This is a genomic window from Streptomyces sp. R818 (assembly GCF_056172735.1).
On sequence record NZ_JAOCNE010000014.1, the window covers coordinates 26,797 to 41,918 of the forward strand.

The 15,122-nt window shown below is 72.6% G+C and carries 12 protein-coding genes and 2 pseudogenes; 12 read left to right on the forward strand and 2 right to left on the reverse strand.

What is annotated here, in order from left to right:
- Nucleotides 1-16: 16 nt before the first annotated feature.
- The 8 genes and pseudogenes from N5I75_RS31655 to N5I75_RS31690 all read left to right on the forward strand — a co-directional run bounded on the left by N5I75_RS31655 (nucleotide 17) and on the right by N5I75_RS31690 (nucleotide 6,193).
- Nucleotides 17-412 carry a TOBE domain-containing protein gene (locus N5I75_RS31655; RefSeq protein ID WP_476683209.1) on the forward strand — a complete coding sequence of 132 codons (396 nt, stop codon included), beginning with the start codon at nucleotides 17-19 and terminating at the stop codon, nucleotides 410-412.
- A 218-nt stretch (nucleotides 413-630) separates the two neighbouring features.
- Nucleotides 631-1,425: a molybdate ABC transporter substrate-binding protein gene (modA, locus tag N5I75_RS31660; protein WP_476684842.1), complete on the forward strand. Its 795-nt coding sequence runs from the start codon at nucleotides 631-633 to the stop codon at nucleotides 1,423-1,425.
- The gene (gene modB, locus N5I75_RS31665; RefSeq protein ID WP_476683211.1) at nucleotides 1,422-2,270 is read left to right on the forward strand and encodes a molybdate ABC transporter permease subunit; all 849 of its coding nucleotides are present in this window, start codon (nucleotides 1,422-1,424) and stop codon (nucleotides 2,268-2,270) included. The genes modA and modB overlap by 4 nt, the downstream gene beginning before the upstream one ends.
- The gene (locus N5I75_RS31670; protein WP_476683213.1) at nucleotides 2,267-3,355 is read left to right on the forward strand and encodes an ABC transporter ATP-binding protein; all 1,089 of its coding nucleotides are present in this window, start codon (nucleotides 2,267-2,269) and stop codon (nucleotides 3,353-3,355) included. Before modB ends, N5I75_RS31670 begins: the two co-directional genes overlap by 4 nt.
- 93 nt (nucleotides 3,356-3,448) lie before the next feature.
- Nucleotides 3,449-3,649 (forward strand): annotated as a pseudogene (locus N5I75_RS31675) (TOBE domain-containing protein); the annotation flags it as partial.
- A gap of 104 nt (nucleotides 3,650-3,753) precedes the next feature.
- Nucleotides 3,754-4,827: an enoyl-CoA hydratase/isomerase family protein gene (locus N5I75_RS31680; RefSeq protein WP_476683215.1), complete on the forward strand. Its 1,074-nt coding sequence runs from the start codon at nucleotides 3,754-3,756 to the stop codon at nucleotides 4,825-4,827.
- Between the two features lie 348 nt (nucleotides 4,828-5,175).
- The gene (locus tag N5I75_RS31685; RefSeq protein ID WP_398202002.1) at nucleotides 5,176-5,400 is read left to right on the forward strand and encodes a CbtB domain-containing protein; all 225 of its coding nucleotides are present in this window, start codon (nucleotides 5,176-5,178) and stop codon (nucleotides 5,398-5,400) included.
- Between the two features lie 22 nt (nucleotides 5,401-5,422).
- Nucleotides 5,423-6,193, forward strand: coding sequence for a CbtA family protein (locus tag N5I75_RS31690; protein ID WP_476683217.1), 771 nt, complete (start codon nucleotides 5,423-5,425; stop codon nucleotides 6,191-6,193).
- A gap of 164 nt (nucleotides 6,194-6,357) precedes the next feature.
- Here N5I75_RS31690 and N5I75_RS31695 read toward each other — a convergent pair.
- A pseudogene (locus tag N5I75_RS31695) lies at nucleotides 6,358-6,943 on the reverse strand (histidine phosphatase family protein).
- A gap of 267 nt (nucleotides 6,944-7,210) precedes the next feature.
- Between N5I75_RS31695 and N5I75_RS31700 the strand changes: the two are divergent.
- The 4 genes from N5I75_RS31700 to N5I75_RS31715 all read left to right on the forward strand — a co-directional run bounded on the left by N5I75_RS31700 (nucleotide 7,211) and on the right by N5I75_RS31715 (nucleotide 13,758).
- The gene (locus tag N5I75_RS31700; protein WP_476683219.1) at nucleotides 7,211-8,296 is read left to right on the forward strand and encodes a DUF1996 domain-containing protein; all 1,086 of its coding nucleotides are present in this window, start codon (nucleotides 7,211-7,213) and stop codon (nucleotides 8,294-8,296) included.
- A gap of 106 nt (nucleotides 8,297-8,402) precedes the next feature.
- Nucleotides 8,403-10,163 carry a discoidin domain-containing protein gene (locus N5I75_RS31705; protein WP_476683221.1) on the forward strand — a complete coding sequence of 587 codons (1,761 nt, stop codon included), beginning with the start codon at nucleotides 8,403-8,405 and terminating at the stop codon, nucleotides 10,161-10,163.
- 79 nt (nucleotides 10,164-10,242) lie between these two features.
- On the forward strand, nucleotides 10,243-12,708 hold the full coding sequence (locus N5I75_RS31710) for a glycoside hydrolase family 3 C-terminal domain-containing protein (protein WP_476683223.1): 2,466 nt from the start codon (nucleotides 10,243-10,245) through the stop codon (nucleotides 12,706-12,708).
- Nucleotides 12,709-12,717: 9 nt separating this feature from the next.
- A complete protein-coding gene (locus N5I75_RS31715) occupies nucleotides 12,718-13,758 on the forward strand; it encodes a LacI family DNA-binding transcriptional regulator (protein ID WP_476683225.1) in 1,041 nt (346 codons plus the stop codon).
- 18 nt (nucleotides 13,759-13,776) lie between these two features.
- On the opposite strand, the gene N5I75_RS31720 is transcribed toward N5I75_RS31715, so the two are convergent.
- Complete coding sequence (locus N5I75_RS31720; protein ID WP_476683227.1) at nucleotides 13,777-15,003, reverse strand: MFS transporter; 1,227 nt, start codon at nucleotides 15,001-15,003, stop codon at nucleotides 13,777-13,779.
- Nucleotides 15,004-15,122: the final 119 nt, after the last annotated feature.

Consider the following 15,122-nt stretch of genomic DNA (forward strand, 5'->3'; position numbering starts at 1 on the left):
CGCTATCTTGTGATCCATGCAGTCCTACACCATCGGCCAGGCAGCGCGGCTGCTCGGAGTCAGCCCGGACACCGCGCGGCGCTGGGCCGACGCGGGCCGGATCACCACGCACCGGGACGAGGCTGGGCGCCGGCTCGTCGAGGGCAAGGACCTGGCCGCGTTCTCCGTGGAACTGGCCAAGGGCGCGGGCGGCGACGAGGACGCCTCCTACACCTCGGTGCGCAACGCGTTCCCCGGCATCGTCACCGCCGTCAAACTCGGCGATGTGGCCGCGCAGGTCGAGATCCAGGCCGGACCGCACCGCCTCGTCTCCCTGCTGACCCGGGAGGCCGTGGAGGAACTGGGCCTGGAGGTCGGCATGGAGGCGACGGCCCGCGTGAAGTCGACGAACGTACATATCGACCGGGCCTGAGCCACTGCCCTCCGTCGGGCCCCGCCGGCCAGGTCCGCCGAGCCCGGGAGTCCCAGGGCGCACATGCGTAGGTCCAAGCCTCAAGTGACCGGCTCATGCGATGCGACAGGAGACCTACGGTTCGCAGATGCGGCAGTATGGTCCACGCAACCCGCTGGAGATGAGGGAGTGGACCAGTGACAACCCGTTCCGTGCGCAGGACCCGCCGGACCCGCCGCATGCTGTCCGCCGCGGGGCTCGGCACCGCCGCGCTGCTGACCCTGAGCGCCTGCGGCTCCGGCTCCGGCTCCGGCTCGGGCGGCGCCTCCTCCTCCGCGTCGGCGGACCAGAAGGTGTCCGGCACGGTCACCGTCTTCGCGGCCGCCTCGCTCAAGGAGAGCTTCACCACGCTCGGCGAGCGGTTCGAGAAGGCCCACCCCGGCACCAAGGTCACCTTCAACTTCGGCGGCAGCGACAGCCTCGCCGCCGGGATCACCGGCGGCGCCCCCGCCGACGTGTTCGCCGCCGCGAGCCCCAAGACGATGAAGACCGTCACCGACGCGGGCGACGCCTCCGGCGACCCGGTCACCTTCGTCCGCAACCAGCTGGAGATAGCCACCCTCCCGGGCAACCCGGACAAGGTGGCCTCCCTCAAGGACCTCACCACCAAGTCCGACCTCAAGGTCGTACTGTGCGACAAGACCGTGCCGTGCGGCGCCGCCGCCCAGAAGGCCCTCGACGCCAGCAAGCTCAAGCTGACCCCGGTCTCCTACGAGCAGGACGTCAAGAGCGCCCTGACCAAGGTCGAGCTGAAGGAGGCCGACGCGGCCGTCGTCTACAAGACCGATGTGCAGGCCGCGGGTGACAAGGTGGAGGGCGTGGACTTCCCCGAATCGGCCGACGCCATCAACGACTACCCGATCGCCCTGCTCAAGGACGCGCCCAACGGGGCCGCCGCGAAGGCGTTCATCGACCTCGTGCGCTCCGACGACGGCCAGAAGGTGCTGACCACCGCGGGCTTCCGCAAGCCGTGACCCAGCTCGACAAGCGCGCCGCGGCCGACACCCTCCAGGGCGGGCCGCGGCGGCGCCGCACCCGCGGCCGCGCGGCCCCGCTGCCGCTGCTCCTGCCCGCGCTCGTGGGCCTCGCGTTCCTCGTGGTGCCGCTGCTCGCCCTGCTGGTCCGCGCCCCGTGGCAGGACCTGCCGTCCCAGCTGACCAGCACCGAGGTCTGGCAGGCGCTGCAACTGTCCCTGCTCTGCGCCACGTTGGCGACGCTGGTCAGCCTCGTGCTCGGCGTGCCGCTCGCCTGGCTGCTCGCCCGCACGGAGTTCCGCGGGCGTGGTCTCGTACGGGCCCTGGTGACGCTGCCGCTCGTGCTGCCGCCGGTCGTCGGCGGTGTCGCCCTGCTGACCGCGCTCGGCCGCAACGGCATCGTCGGCCAGTACCTGGACCAGTGGTTCGGCCTGACCCTGCCCTTCACGACGACCGGTGTGGTCATCGCGGAGGCGTTCGTCGCCATGCCGTTCCTCGTCATCAGCGTCGAGGGCACGCTGCGCGCCGCCGACCCGCGCTACGAGGAGGCCGCCATGACGCTCGGCGCCTCCCGCTTCACCGCGTTCCGCCGCGTGACGCTGCCGCTCATCGCCCCCGGCATCGCCGCCGGATCGGTCCTCGCCTGGGCCCGCGCCCTCGGTGAGTTCGGCGCGACCATCACCTTCGCCGGCAACTTCCCCGGCCGCACCCAGACCATGCCGCTCGCCGTCTACCTCGCCATGCAGAGCGACCCGGCGGCGGCGATCGCCCTCAGCCTGGTCCTGCTCGCCGTGTCCATCACGGTGCTGGCGGGCCTGCGCGACCGATGGATGACCGCCTCATGACCACCTCCCTCACCGCACCGAGCAGGGACGACGGCGCCGGGCTCGACGCGCGGCTCGTCGTCGATCGCGGCGCCTTCCGCCTCGACGTCGCCCTCGCCGCCGCCCCCGGCGACGTCGTCGCCCTGCTCGGGCCGAACGGGGCCGGGAAGACCACCGCCCTGCGCGCCCTCGCCGGGCTCGTACCGCTGGACGACGGGCATCTGCGCCTCGACGGGGCCGAACTGGACGGCACACCGCCCGAGTCGCGCCCCGTCGGCGTCGTCTTCCAGGACTACCTCCTCTTCCCGCACCTGAGCGCCCTGGACAACGTCGCGTTCGGGCCGCGCTGCCAGGGCCGGACCAAGGCGGAGGCCCGCGCCGAGGCCGCCGCGTGGCTCGACCGGATGGGCCTCGCCCAGCACGCCGGGGCCAAGCCGCGCCGCCTCTCCGGCGGCCAGGCGCAGCGCGTCGCGCTCGCCCGCGCCCTGGCCACCCGCCCGCGCCTGCTCCTGCTCGACGAACCGCTCGCCGCGCTCGACGCCCGTACACGACTCGACGTACGGGCCCAACTCCGGCGCCACCTGGCGGAGTTCGAGGCCGTCGCCGTCCTGGTCACGCACGACCCGCTGGACGCCATGGTCCTCGCCGACCGGCTCGTGGTCGTGGAGAACGGGCACCTCGTGCAGGAGGGGGCGCCCGGCGACATCGCCCGCCGCCCGCGCACCGACTACATCGCCCAGCTCGTCGGCCTCAACCTCTACCGGGGCCGCGCCGAGGGCCACACCGTCCGCGTCCAGGCCGGCGCCGGCGACGGCCCCGCGATCACCACCACCGAGGAGTTGGCCGGACCGGTCTTCGTCGCCTTCCCGCCGAGCGCGGTGACCCTGCACGGCGAACGCCCCACCGGCTCCAGCGCCCGCAATCTGTGGCGCTGCGAGGTCACCGGCATGGAGACGCACGGCGACCAGATCCGCGCGGCCCTGACCGGCGAACTCCCGCTCGCCGCCGACCTCACGACCGTCGCCGCCGCCGAGCTGGATCTGCACCCCGGCGCCACGGTCTGGGCCACGGTCAAGGCGGCCCAGACCCACGCCTACCCCGCCTGAACCGGCCGGAGGAGACCCGGCGCGACTACGGTGAGCCGCAACAGGCCCCGTAACGGGCGAAACCACCTATGCGTGAGGCAGGCCGCCATGACCCTGTCCGTCCGCAACCAACTGCCCGGCACCGTCCCCGACGTCGTCACCGGCGGCGCCATGGCCTGCGTACGGATCTCCGTCGACGGCGGCGAGCTGACGGCCGCCGTCACCAAGGAGGCGGTCACCGACCTCGGACTCGGCGCGGGGTCCGCCGTCGTCGCGCTCATGAAGGCGACGGAGGTGTCGCTGGCCACGGTCTGACGGGCCGCCGCACGCCCCGCGGGGCCATCGGAGAGGATGGCAGCGAGCAGCAGGAAGATCGTCCGGACCCCGCGGGTCCGTGCCCCGAAAGGAACGACGAGAACATGCGCGTCCCCGTCCCCGCCCCCGGCGAAGTCCCCGTCCTCGTACGCAGGGAAGGGCGCGCCGCCCACCTCGTCCTCAACCGGCCGCGCGCCCTGAACGCGATCAACCACGAGATGGTGGGCCTCGTCGACCGCGCGCTGGCGGAGTGGGAGCACGACGCCACCGTGGAGACCGTCGTCATCAGCGGCGCGGGGGAGCGCGGCCTGTGCGCGGGCGGCGACATCCGCGCCGTGCACGACGACGCCCGCGACGGCGACGGCACCGCCTCCACCGCGTTCTGGCGCGACGAGTACCACCTCAACGCCCGCATCGCCCGCTACCCCAAGCCCTACGTCGCCCTGATGGACGGCATCGTGATGGGCGGCGGCGTCGGCATCTCCGCGCACGGCGACATCCGGATCGTCACCGAACGCTCCAAGGTCGCCATGCCGGAGACCGGTATCGGCTTCGTCCCCGACGTCGGCGGCACCCACCTCCTCGCGCACGCGCCCGGCGAACTCGGCACCCGCCTCGCCCTCACCGGGGAGCACATCGGCGCCGGTGACGCCCTGCTGTGCGGACTCGCCGACCACTACGTCCCCTCGGACGCCCTGCCCGCGCTCGTCGCCGACCTGGCGGAGCGGCCCGCGCGGGACGCCGTCGCACGCCACGCGCGGCCCGCGCCCGAAGGAGTGCTCGCGGCTCAACGCCCGTGGGTCGACGCCTGTTTCGCCGCCGACACCGTCGAGGAGATCGTCGACCGGCTCCTCGGCCACGGCGATCCCGCCGCCAAGGAGACGGCCGAGACGCTGCTCGCCAAGTCGCCGACCTCCGTGAAGGTCACGTTCGCCGCCGTGCGCCGGGCCCGCGCCCTCGCCTCCCTGGAAGAGGTGCTCGACCAGGAGTACCGCGTGTCCTGCGTCGCTTTGCACAACCCCGACTTCGTCGAGGGGGTCCGCGCCCAGGTCATCGACAAGGACCGCAGGCCCCGCTGGTCCCCGCGCACCCTCGCCGAGGTCACCGGCGCCGATGTGGAGCGGCACTTCGCGCCGCTGGGCGAGCGTGAACTGGGGCTCGGCGGCGCCCTTGGGTGATCCGGAGTCCGTGCGCCGGCGCCCTCCGAGCAAGATCACATCGCCGAGGGCTTCTTGGCCATGCACGCGACAGGCGGTACCTTCAGTGCGTATCGACGACAGCACGACGGAAGCCGGTGTGATCCCGGCACGGTCGCGCCACTGTGTGCGAAACGGCCCCCCTTCCCTCACGAGTTCCACGAGTTCTCAGGGTTCTACGAGTTCTAGGGTTCTACGAGTCCTACGACTTCTACGAGTTCTACGAGTTCTACGAGGGTGGGGCGGGCCCGTTCGTGAGTCAGACCCGTGGTTGTCGTCCTGTGCACCACCGAGTGGGGACGCGAACACATCCCCGAGGAGGCTCCTGCCATGGCACAGCACGTCGCCCAGCCGACTGCCACCACCCCTGTCACCGCCCCGGTCAAACTGCCGTTGAAGGCGATCGCCCCCTGGGCTGTCTTCTTCGGCGTCCTGATGCTGGTCCTGCTGTACTTCGTCGGCGCGGAACAGGGCGCCACGTCCGTGTTCAGCGGCGCCGGAGTCCATGAGTGGGTGCACGACGCCCGCCACCTGCTCGGCTTCCCCTGCCACTGACCAGAGGGACACCGCAGCGCTCATGAACTCGAGCACCGTACGCAATCTGCTCGTCCGGGGCATGCTCGCCGGTCTCGCCGCCGGCGTGCTCGCGCTGATCGTCGCCTACTTCCTCGGCGAGCCCGGCGTCGACAGCGCCATCGGCTTCGAGGAGTCCTCCCACGCCGGTCACGGCCACGGCGGTGAAGAGGCCGAACTGGTCTCCCGCTCCCTGCAGTCCACGGCAGGACTCGCCACCGGCGTCCTCGTCTACGGGGTCGCCTTCGGCGGTATCGCGGCGCTCGCCTACTGCTTCGCGCTCGGCCGGGTGGGCCGTCTCGGCCCGCGCCCGACGGCGCTGCTGCTCTCCGGCTGCGCCCTGCTCGCCGTCTACGTCGTCCCGTTCCTGAAGTACCCGGCGAACCCGCCCGCCGTCGGCAACCCCGACACCATCGGCAAGCGGACCACCCTGTACTTCCTGATGATCGTGCTGAGCGTGCTCCTCGCGGTCGGCGCGACGGTCCTGGGCAAGCGCCTCGCTTCCAGGACCGGCACCTGGTACGCCACCGTCCTGGCGGTGCTCGCCTACGTCGTCGTCACGGGCGTCGCGTTCGCGCTGCTGCCCGTCGTCAACGACGTGCCGGACCACTTCCCGGCCGCACTGCTCTGGCGCTTCCGGCTCTCCGCCCTGGCCATGCAGGTCGTGCTCTGGGGCGGGTTCGGCCTGCTCTTCGGCGAACTGGCCGACCGCCTGCTCCGCCCCAGGCCCGCCGCACCACCGACCCCGACCGGGGCGGTACAAGCCGGCCGATGACCGCCCCTCGAACGCGTCGCCGACCACAGCGGGAGTGCGGTCGGCGACGCAGGCCGCTCCGCGCTCCGAACGGCATCGGCCCCCTGGGTCACTGGGCCGCCGTATGACGGGGCCGTAGTGCGACCGGCCAGCCCTGCGACCGGCCCGCCCCGCGACCGCCAGGCTCAAGTCGCCGCCAGTGGGCGGCCGATACCCGCGTTCCAGCGGCCCAGGCGCCCCGTGAGCTCCGTGACGGTCAAGGGCGGTACGTCCAGTCGCCAGAAGGCCGTCGCGGGGGCCCCGAGCGCGTGGACGACCGCGGCCCGTACGGCATCGGGCTCGACGACGGCGACGAGGCGACCCGCGCCCGGCTCCGGCCCGTCCAGCCAGCGCCCGACCCGCGCGCACACCTGCGCCACCGACTCGCCCCCCGCCGGGCGCGGGCACGTCCGGGTCGGTGAGCCAGCGGCCCAGGGCCTCGGGCTCGGCCGCGCCCACCTCGTCCAGCGTCCTGCCGCGCCAGCTCCCCGCGCCAACTCCGGCCAGCGATGCGCTGGTTGATGTGGCCGTGAGGCCCAGCGCCTTCGCCGTCTCCGCGCAGCGGGCACTCGGCGACACCACGACGCGGGCGCCCGCGGGCAGCGCGCCCGCAGCCGCGCGGGCCTGCGCGACACCCGCCGGGTCGAGCGGGCCGTCGTCGTCGAAGGCGGCGCGGCGCTGCGCCACGCTGAGCGCGGGCGTCACGAAGAGAACGCGGCTGGTCTGCTGCACAGGGCGAGCCTAGCCGCCGCACAGCTGGGAGCGCTCTCTCGGGCCTCCCAACTGCCGCCCCAAATGCGGCACTTGTGGACTCGCGCGCTCGCCCGAGCGGAACATCCGCTCGCAACAAGCCGTTCACCCACCCTTGACACTGTCACGTCAGAGCGAGAACACTCCCCGGCGAGAGAGCGCTCTCTCAGCGTTCTCTCAGCTCTCCCAACTCTCTCAGCACTCCCAGCACGCCCCCACACGTCGTACCGACATGGCAGGAGGTCTCCCATGCCACGGAGATCGAAACTCGTCTCAGGGCTGCTCATATCCGGCGCACTCGTGCTGACCACGATGGGTGTCGGCGGCGTCGCCCTCACCGCGGGCGCCGCCGAGTCCCCCGCGCAGCAGCGGACGTCGCAGCACCAGGGCCACACGATGGCCGCGTCCACCAAGGCCGCCGCCGAGGACGCGGACGCCGACGGCTACATTCCGGCGAACCCGCCGGTCACCGGCGTGGAACCGTCCACGAAGGTGCCGCCGCACGCCTACTTCCACGAGTTCCAGGCGCACTGTTACGTCACCCACACCAAGCCCGACGACCCGATCGTCTACCCGGGCCAGCCGGGCAAGTCCCACGACCACACGTTCATGGGCAACACCACGACCGACGCGAACAGCACCACCGCCTCGCTCGACAAGGGTTCCACCCGGTGCCTCGCCCCCGGCGACAGGTCCGGCTACTGGATGCCGACCATGCTCAACGGCGACAAGCCGGTCCTCCCGGTCGGCGAGCAGACCATCTACTACAAGGCCGGGGTCACCGACTACACCAGCGTGCGGCCCTTCCCGAAGGGCCTGCGGTTCGTGGTCGGCAACCCGATGCAGACCGCCCAGGAGTTCCGCAACCACCGCGGCTTCGTGGAGGGCTGGGAGTGCGGCAACAGCTACTTCAACGTCGATTTCCCGGCGAGCTGCCCGACCTCTCAGGACACCCAGGTCAATATCCGTATGCAGGCGCCCAGTTGCTGGGACGGCAAGTACCTGGACACCCCGGACCACAAGAGCCACATGTCCTACCCGGTGGTGAAGCCGGGCACGAACGACAACATGTGCCCGGCCTCCCACCCCGTCGCGCTGCCGATGATCGAGTTCAAGATGGCGTTCCCGATCAACGGTGACATGTCGAAGGTCCGGCTCTCCAGCGGCCGCGGCTACTCGTTCCACTACGACTTCTTCAACGCCTGGGACGACCGGACGCTGAAGGCGATGGTGGACCACTGCGTCGTCGGCGGCCTGCAGTGCGACACCCGCGGCTACGACCAGAACCACCCGGAGAAGGGCGCGGTCCTGAACGACCGCTACGAACTGCCCTGATCCGCGTACCGCCGCACCCGGGGCGGCGGCCCTCCTGACCGGCCGCCGCCCCGTCCCCCCTCACCCCTCGCCCCCTCCTACCCCCGACCCCGCCGGAGGCACCCGCATGCGCCCCACCCGCACCGCCCACCGCAGAACGCACCGCCTCGCGACCCCCCTCACCGCCGGCGTGCTCGCGGCCGGTTTTCTCGCCCTGCCCTCGCAGGCCGCGCACGCCGCCGCCGACGTCGTCAAGGTGACCGGCTCGCAGGGCAACTGGCAGCTCCAGGTCAACGGTTCGCCGTACCAGATCAAGGGCCTGACCTGGGGACCCTCCGTCGCCGACGCCGACCGGTACCTGCCCGACCTGAAGTCCATGGGCGTCAACACCATCCGCACCTGGGGCACCGACGCCTCCAGCAAGCCCCTCCTCGACTCCGCCGCCGCGCACGGCGTCAAGGTCATCGCGGGGTTCTGGCTCCAGCCCGGCGGCGGCCCCGGCAGCGGCGGCTGCGTGAACTACCTGACGGACACCGCGTACAAGAACCAGATGCTCGCGGAGTTCCCCAAGTGGGCGCAGACCTACAAGGACAACCCGGGCGTCCTGATGTGGAACGTCGGCAACGAGTCCGTCCTCGGTCTGCAGAACTGCTACAGCGGCGACGAGCTGGAGAGGCAGCGCAACGCCTACACCACCTTCGTCAACGACATCACGAAGAAGATCCACGCGGTCGACCCGAACCACCCGGTCACCTCGACCGACGCCTGGGTCGGCGCCTGGCCCTACTACAAGCGCAACGCCCCCGACCTCGACCTGTACGCCGTGAACTCCTACAACGCCGTGTGCGACGTCAAGGCGGCCTGGCAGCAGGGGGGTTACACCAAGCCCTACATCGTCACCGAGACCGGACCCGCGGGGGAGTGGGAGGTGACCGACGACGCCAACGGCGTGCCGCAGGAACCCACCGACCAGGCCAAGGCCGAGGGCTACACCAAGGCGTGGGGCTGCATCACCGGCCACAAGGGCGTCGCGCTCGGCGCCACCATGTTCCACTACGGCACCGAGTACGACTTCGGCGGCATCTGGTTCAACCTGCTGCCCGCGGGCGAGAAGCGGCTCTCCTACTACGCCGTGAAGCGCGCCTACGGAGGCGACACCTCCCGCGACAACACCCCGCCGGTGATCTCGCGCATGGACATCGAGGGCGGCGCGACCAGCGTCCCCGCCGGGCGCGACCTCACCATCGCCACCACGGTGACCGACCCGAACGGCGACCCGCTCTCCTACCAGGTCCTCAGCAACAGCAACTACATCGACCAGAGCAAGCAGCTCACCCCGCTGCAGGTCACGAACCTCGGCTCCGGCCAGCTCAAGGTGACCGCCCCCGACAAGCCCGGTGTCTGGAAGATCTACGTCAAGGCCACCGACGGCCACGGCAACGTCGGCGTCGAGACCCGCTCCGTGCGCGTCGTCCCGCCGCCCGTCAGCGGCACCAACATTGCCCTGAACCGGCCCACCACCGCCTCCTCCCAGCAGACCAGCGACTACGGCGACTGCCCGTGCACCGCGTCGCAGGCCGTCGACGGCAAGAACGACACCCGCTGGGCCAGTGACTGGAGCGACCCGCAGTGGCTCCAGGTCGACCTCGGCTCGCGCCGCTCGTTCCGGCACGTGCAGCTCAACTGGGAGACCTCGTACGCGAAGGCGTACACGATCCAGACCTCGGACGACGGCCAGAACTGGACCACCGTCCGCCAGGTCACGGACGGCAACGGCGGCGTCGACGACTTCGACGTGAACGGCACCGGCCGCTACGTCCGTGTCAACGGCACCGCCCGCGGCACCGGATACGGCTACTCGCTCTACGAGTTCGGCGTCTACAGCTGACCGGAATCGGATGGAACGGCACGGTGAGAGAGCGCTCCACGACATGAGCGCTCCGGGGGCGGAACGAAGGGTGGGGACCATGGCCGACGAGGAGCCGGACCGGCTGACCGAAAAGCTGAGTCCGCGGCAGAAGGTACGGCTGCTCACGGGCGGGACCACCTGGCGCACCCGTGCCGAACCCGCCGTGGGTCTGGCCGAGGTCGTCACCTCGGACGGGCCCGCGGGGGTGCGGGGCGAGGCGTGGGACGAGCGCCTCACCTCGGTCCTGCTGCCCTCCGCGTCCGCCCTCGCGGCGAGCTGGGACGAGCAACTCGTCGAGCGGGTCGGCGGGTTGCTCGCCCAGGAGGCGCGCGGAAAGGGCGTGCACGTCGTTCTCGCCCCCAACCTCAACCTCCACCGCTCGCCCCTGGCGGGCCGCCACTTCGAGTGCTTCTCGGAGGACCCCTGGCTCGTGGGCCGGATCGGCGCCGCGCTGATCCGCGGCCTCCAGGCCGAAGGTGTCGCGGCGACGGCGAAGCACCTCGTCGCCAACGACTCGGAGACCGGCCGGCTGACGGTGGACGTCCGCGTCGACGAACGCACCCTGCGCGAGGTCTGCCTCGCCCCGTTCGAGGCCGCCGTCGACGCCGGGGTCTGGGCGGTGATGGCCGGGTACAACCGCGTCAACGGCATAACCATGACGGCCAGTTCGCTCCTCGACCGCCCGCTCAAGGGCGAGTGGGGCTTCGACGGCGTCGTGATGTCCGACTGGGGCGCCCTGCGCACGGCGGTCGACACGGCCAACGCGGCTCTCGACCTCGCGATGCCGGGTCCCGGCGGCCCCTGGGACGAGACACTCGCCGACGCCCTGGCCGCGGGCCACGTCCCGCAGGCCGTCATCGACGACAAGGTGCGCCGGCTGATCCTGCTCGCGCAACGGGTCGGCGCGCTGGACGGAGCGCCCGCTCCCCGACGCCGTACGGCCACGGACGCCCGCCGACTGCTCCGCCGCGCCGCCGCGTCCGGCACGGTCCTGCTGAGCAACAACGGCGTACTTCCGCTGGCCGAGCGGGACTTGAAGACGCTCGCCGTCATCGGAACGCACGCCGTGGCGCCCCGCGTCCAGGGCGGCGGCAGCGCGGGCGTCTTCCCCGAGCGGGTCGTCACCCCGCTGGACGGGATACGGGAGCGGCTGGGCGAGCGGACCCGCGTCGTCCACGTACCAGGACCGGATCTCGGCGCCCCGCCCGCACCGCTCGGTCCCCGCGACTGCGCCGACCCGCGCACCGGCGCCCCCGGCGTGCTCCTGCGCATGCTCGACGCGGACGGCGGCGAGCTGTACGCGGAGCACCGCGGCTCGGGCCGGCTGCTCGAACCCGACGTGCCCGACGGCGCGCACACGGTGGAGATCAGCGCCCTCCTGACACCGGGGACCGGCGGCAGGTGGGAGTTCGGGCTCGGCGGATTCGGCCGGATGTCCCTGACCGTGGACGGACGGTCACTGATCGACGGCACGTACCCGCGCCGCACCGACGACCCGGCCGTCGTCCACGTCACCCCGCCGGGGCCCACGGCCCGCCACACCCTCGCAGAAGGCGTGCCCGTCCTCGTCGTGGCGCGGCGCGAACTCGCCCCCGACACCGGCCGCGCCACCGTCCTGACCGCGGCCCCGCCCGCCCCGTCCGACGCGGACGCGCTCGCCGAGGCCGTCGCCGCGGCCCGGACCGCCGACGCCGCGATCGTCGTCGTCGGCACCACGGACGGCAGCGAGTCCGAAGGACACGACCGCACCACCCTCGCCCTGCCCGGCCGCCAGGACGACCTCGTACGCGCCGTCGCCGCCGCCAACCCGCGCACGGTCGTGGTGGTCAACTCCGGCGGCCCGGTCGAACTCCCCTGGCGCGACGAGGCGGGTGCCGTCCTGCTCACCTGGCTGCCGGGGCAGGAGGCGGGCGGCGCGCTCGCCGGCATCCTGTGCGGCGACACCGAGCCCGGCGGCAGACTCCCGACCACCTGGCCCGCGCGCCTCACCGACGCCCCGGTCACGACGGTCCGGCCCGTCGAGGGGAGGCTCCGTTACGACGAGGGCATCCACGTCGGGCACCGCGGCTGGCTGCGCACCGGGCGCGCCCCCGCCTACTGGTTCGGGCACGGGCTCGGCTACACGACGTGGGCGTACGAGCGTGTCGTCGCACCCCGAGTCGTGGACGGCGACGCCGGGTTCACCGTGACGGCGCTGGTGCGGAACACCGGTGCGCGGCACGGGCGCGAGGTCGTGCAGGTCTATCTGTCGCGGCCGGAGCCGGCGGTCGAGCGGCCCGTGCGCTGGCTCGCCGGGTACGCGGCCGTGCACGCCGGGCCCGGGGAGTCGGTGCGGGTCGACATCGCCGTGGCGGCGCGCTCGCTGCGGTACTGGGACGTCGGCCGGCAGGAGTGGGCGGGGGAGCCGGGGCCGTTCACCGTGCACGTGGGCCGCTCGGCGGGCGACCTGCCGCTCACCGCCAGGGTGCGGGTCGGAGGGCACCCGCGAGAGAGCGCTCTATGCGCGGTGCGTCGGCCCGATTAAGCTGCGCGCATGCAACGACAGTCCCTGACGCTCGAGGACGTCGCGCGGGAGGCGGGGGTCTCACGGGCCACCGTGTCCCGGGTGATCAACGAGGTCCCCAGCGTGGACCCCGCCATCCGGGAGACGGTGCGCGAGGCGATCAGGCGCACCGGCTACACCCCCAACAGGGCGGCGCGTTCCCTGGTCACCCGGCGGGCGGAGACCATCGCGCTCGTGGTGTCCGGGGCGGGCGAGGAGGACGAGGGCGCGCAGAACGCGTTCACGGCGCGGGTCTTCGCCGACCCCTTCTTCGGCCGCATCGTCAGCGGCGTCGTGGCCTTCCTGCGCACGCGGTCCATGCACCCGGTGCTGATGTTCGCCGAGTCGGCGACGGCCCGCGACGAGGTGATGGCCTACCTGCGCCAGGGCCGGGCCGACGGCGCGCTCGTCGTCTCCACGCACGCGGAGGACCCGCTGCCGCCCCTGCTGGCCCGCGAGCGGCTGCCCGCCGTGTGCTTCGCGCGGCCCGCCCTGCCCGCGCCCGTCAGTTACGTCGATCTGGCGCACGGGGAGGGCGGCAGGATGGCGGCGCGGCATCTGCTCGAACGCGGCCGGCGCCGCCTCGCGACGGTGTCGGGCCCGCTCGACCTCCCCGCCGGGCAGCAGCGGCTCGCCGGGTTCCGGGAGGCGGTGGAGCGGGCCGGGATGCCGTACGTGCCGATCGCCGAGGGCGGGTTCACGCTGGACAGCGGCGCGGCGGCGATGGCGCGGCTGCTCGACGACCATCCGCACCTGGACGGGGTGTTCGCCGCCAACGACCTGATGGCGCAGGGCGTCTGCCAGGTCCTGCGGGAGCGGGGGCGCCGCATCCCGCAGGACGTCGCGGTCGTCGGGTTCGACGACTCCAGCATCGCCATCACCTGCACGCCGCCGCTGACGACGGTGCGCCAGCCGGTGGAGGAGATGGCGATGGCCATGGCCCGCATCCTCCAGGAGCACATCGAGGGCGAACGCACGGAGCCGACGTCGCTGATCTTCGAGCCCGAGCTGGTGGTCCGCGCGTCGACCTGAGCTTCCCCCAGCGCGGGCTCAGCGGCGGTCGAGCACCGCGACCAGGGTGAGCAGCGCCAGGAGCACTCCGGCGAACCAGGTCATCGCGGCCGTGGCGCTGAGTGCCAGGGTGGCCACGCCGATGGCGACCGCCGGGACGCTCAGGCCCAGGTAGGCGACGAGGAACAGGCTCGCGAGGGCCTCGCTGCGCCGGGCGGGCGCGGCCATCGCCACGACTCTGCCGACCGCCGCCTTGAACAGCAGGCCCGCGCCGACACCCGCCACGACGCCGCCGGTCAGGAACGCGGCGAGGTGCGTGGTGTGCATCCCGACGACCAGCGTCAGGAACCCGGCGCCCTCGGCGAGCACGCCCGCCGTCATCTTGGTACGGGGTGCCAGGCGTTGGGTCAGGGTCTGGGCGAGGGCGGCGCCGCCGAACACGGCGAAGACGATGCCGCCCGCGAGGGCCCGTGACGGGTGGCCGAGCGTGTGCCCGACGAACCCGGCGGCGATGGACGTGAACAGGCCGAACACCGCGAAGGAGGCGAATCCGGCGGCGGCCGCGGCAAGGTATCCGGCGCGGTCCCCGTGGTCGGCGCTCACCCGCTGCGGCCGGTACTTGGGCCGCACCGGCTGTACGGAGACCGTCTCGGGGGCCAGCGCCAGGGCGGCCATGACCAGGACGAGCAGGACGACGAAGACGGCGTACGGCACGCGCAGCGGCGCCCCCGCGTACTGGGCGAGGAACCCGGCGACCAGCGGGCCGAGGCCGAGGCCGCCGATGTTGGCGGCGGTGGAGACCGTCTCGAACCGCTGCGCGGAGGCGCCGGGCCGGTGCGCGGAGTGCAGTTCGTGCAGGTGCGCGGTGGCCGTGGCGGTCAGCATGCCGACGCCGAGGCCGGTGACGAACCGGGCGACGAGCAGCATGGGCAGCGCCGCCGTCGACAGGAAGAGCAGGGCCGCGACCAGTTCCAGGGAGAGCGCGGCCAGCAGGATCTTGCGGCGCCCCACCCAGTCCGAGACGTGCCCGGCCAGGACGAGGCTGACCATCACGCCCACCGAGTAGACGGCGAAGACGACGGTGACCATGAACGTGGAGAAACCGTCGCGGACCTCGTACAGCGGGTACAGCGGCGTCGGCACGGTGGAGAACGCCATGGCGACGAGGAACGCAGTGGCGACCGCCCAGAAACCGACCCCGTGACGGGGGGAACCGACGGGCGTGGCCGCGACGCGGGTGCGCGGGACGGTCGGCATGAGAGTCATGGCACTGCTCCGATCGAAAGACGGTCCGTGATCCGGACGTGTCTCAATGTGCGCCCGCACCCACCATCGCGTCCAACGAATCTTCGAGCTGGCAGTGATCTCGATGTGCGATAGTTCGA

Bases quoted from the DNA above. Each gene is read 5' to 3' on its own strand.
- N5I75_RS31655 (WP_476683209.1), top strand. From the start codon at position 17: ATGCAGTCCTACACCATCGGCCAGGCAGCGCGGCTGCTCGGAGTCAGC.
- N5I75_RS31680 (WP_476683215.1), top strand. From the start codon at position 3,754: ATGCGCGTCCCCGTCCCCGCCCCCGGCGAAGTCCCCGTCCTCGTACGC.
- N5I75_RS31700 (WP_476683219.1), top strand. From the start codon at position 7,211: ATGCCACGGAGATCGAAACTCGTCTCAGGGCTGCTCATATCCGGCGCA.
- N5I75_RS31720 (WP_476683227.1), bottom strand. From the start codon at position 15,003: ATGACTCTCATGCCGACCGTCCCGCGCACCCGCGTCGCGGCCACGCCC.
- modA (WP_476684842.1), top strand. From the start codon at position 631: ATGCTGTCCGCCGCGGGGCTCGGCACCGCCGCGCTGCTGACCCTGAGC.
- N5I75_RS31685 (WP_398202002.1), top strand. From the start codon at position 5,176: ATGGCACAGCACGTCGCCCAGCCGACTGCCACCACCCCTGTCACCGCC.
- N5I75_RS31710 (WP_476683223.1), top strand. From the start codon at position 10,243: ATGGCCGACGAGGAGCCGGACCGGCTGACCGAAAAGCTGAGTCCGCGG.
- N5I75_RS31670 (WP_476683213.1), top strand. From the start codon at position 2,267: ATGACCACCTCCCTCACCGCACCGAGCAGGGACGACGGCGCCGGGCTC.
- N5I75_RS31715 (WP_476683225.1), top strand. From the start codon at position 12,718: ATGCAACGACAGTCCCTGACGCTCGAGGACGTCGCGCGGGAGGCGGGG.
- N5I75_RS31690 (WP_476683217.1), top strand. From the start codon at position 5,423: ATGAACTCGAGCACCGTACGCAATCTGCTCGTCCGGGGCATGCTCGCC.
- N5I75_RS31705 (WP_476683221.1), top strand. From the start codon at position 8,403: ATGCGCCCCACCCGCACCGCCCACCGCAGAACGCACCGCCTCGCGACC.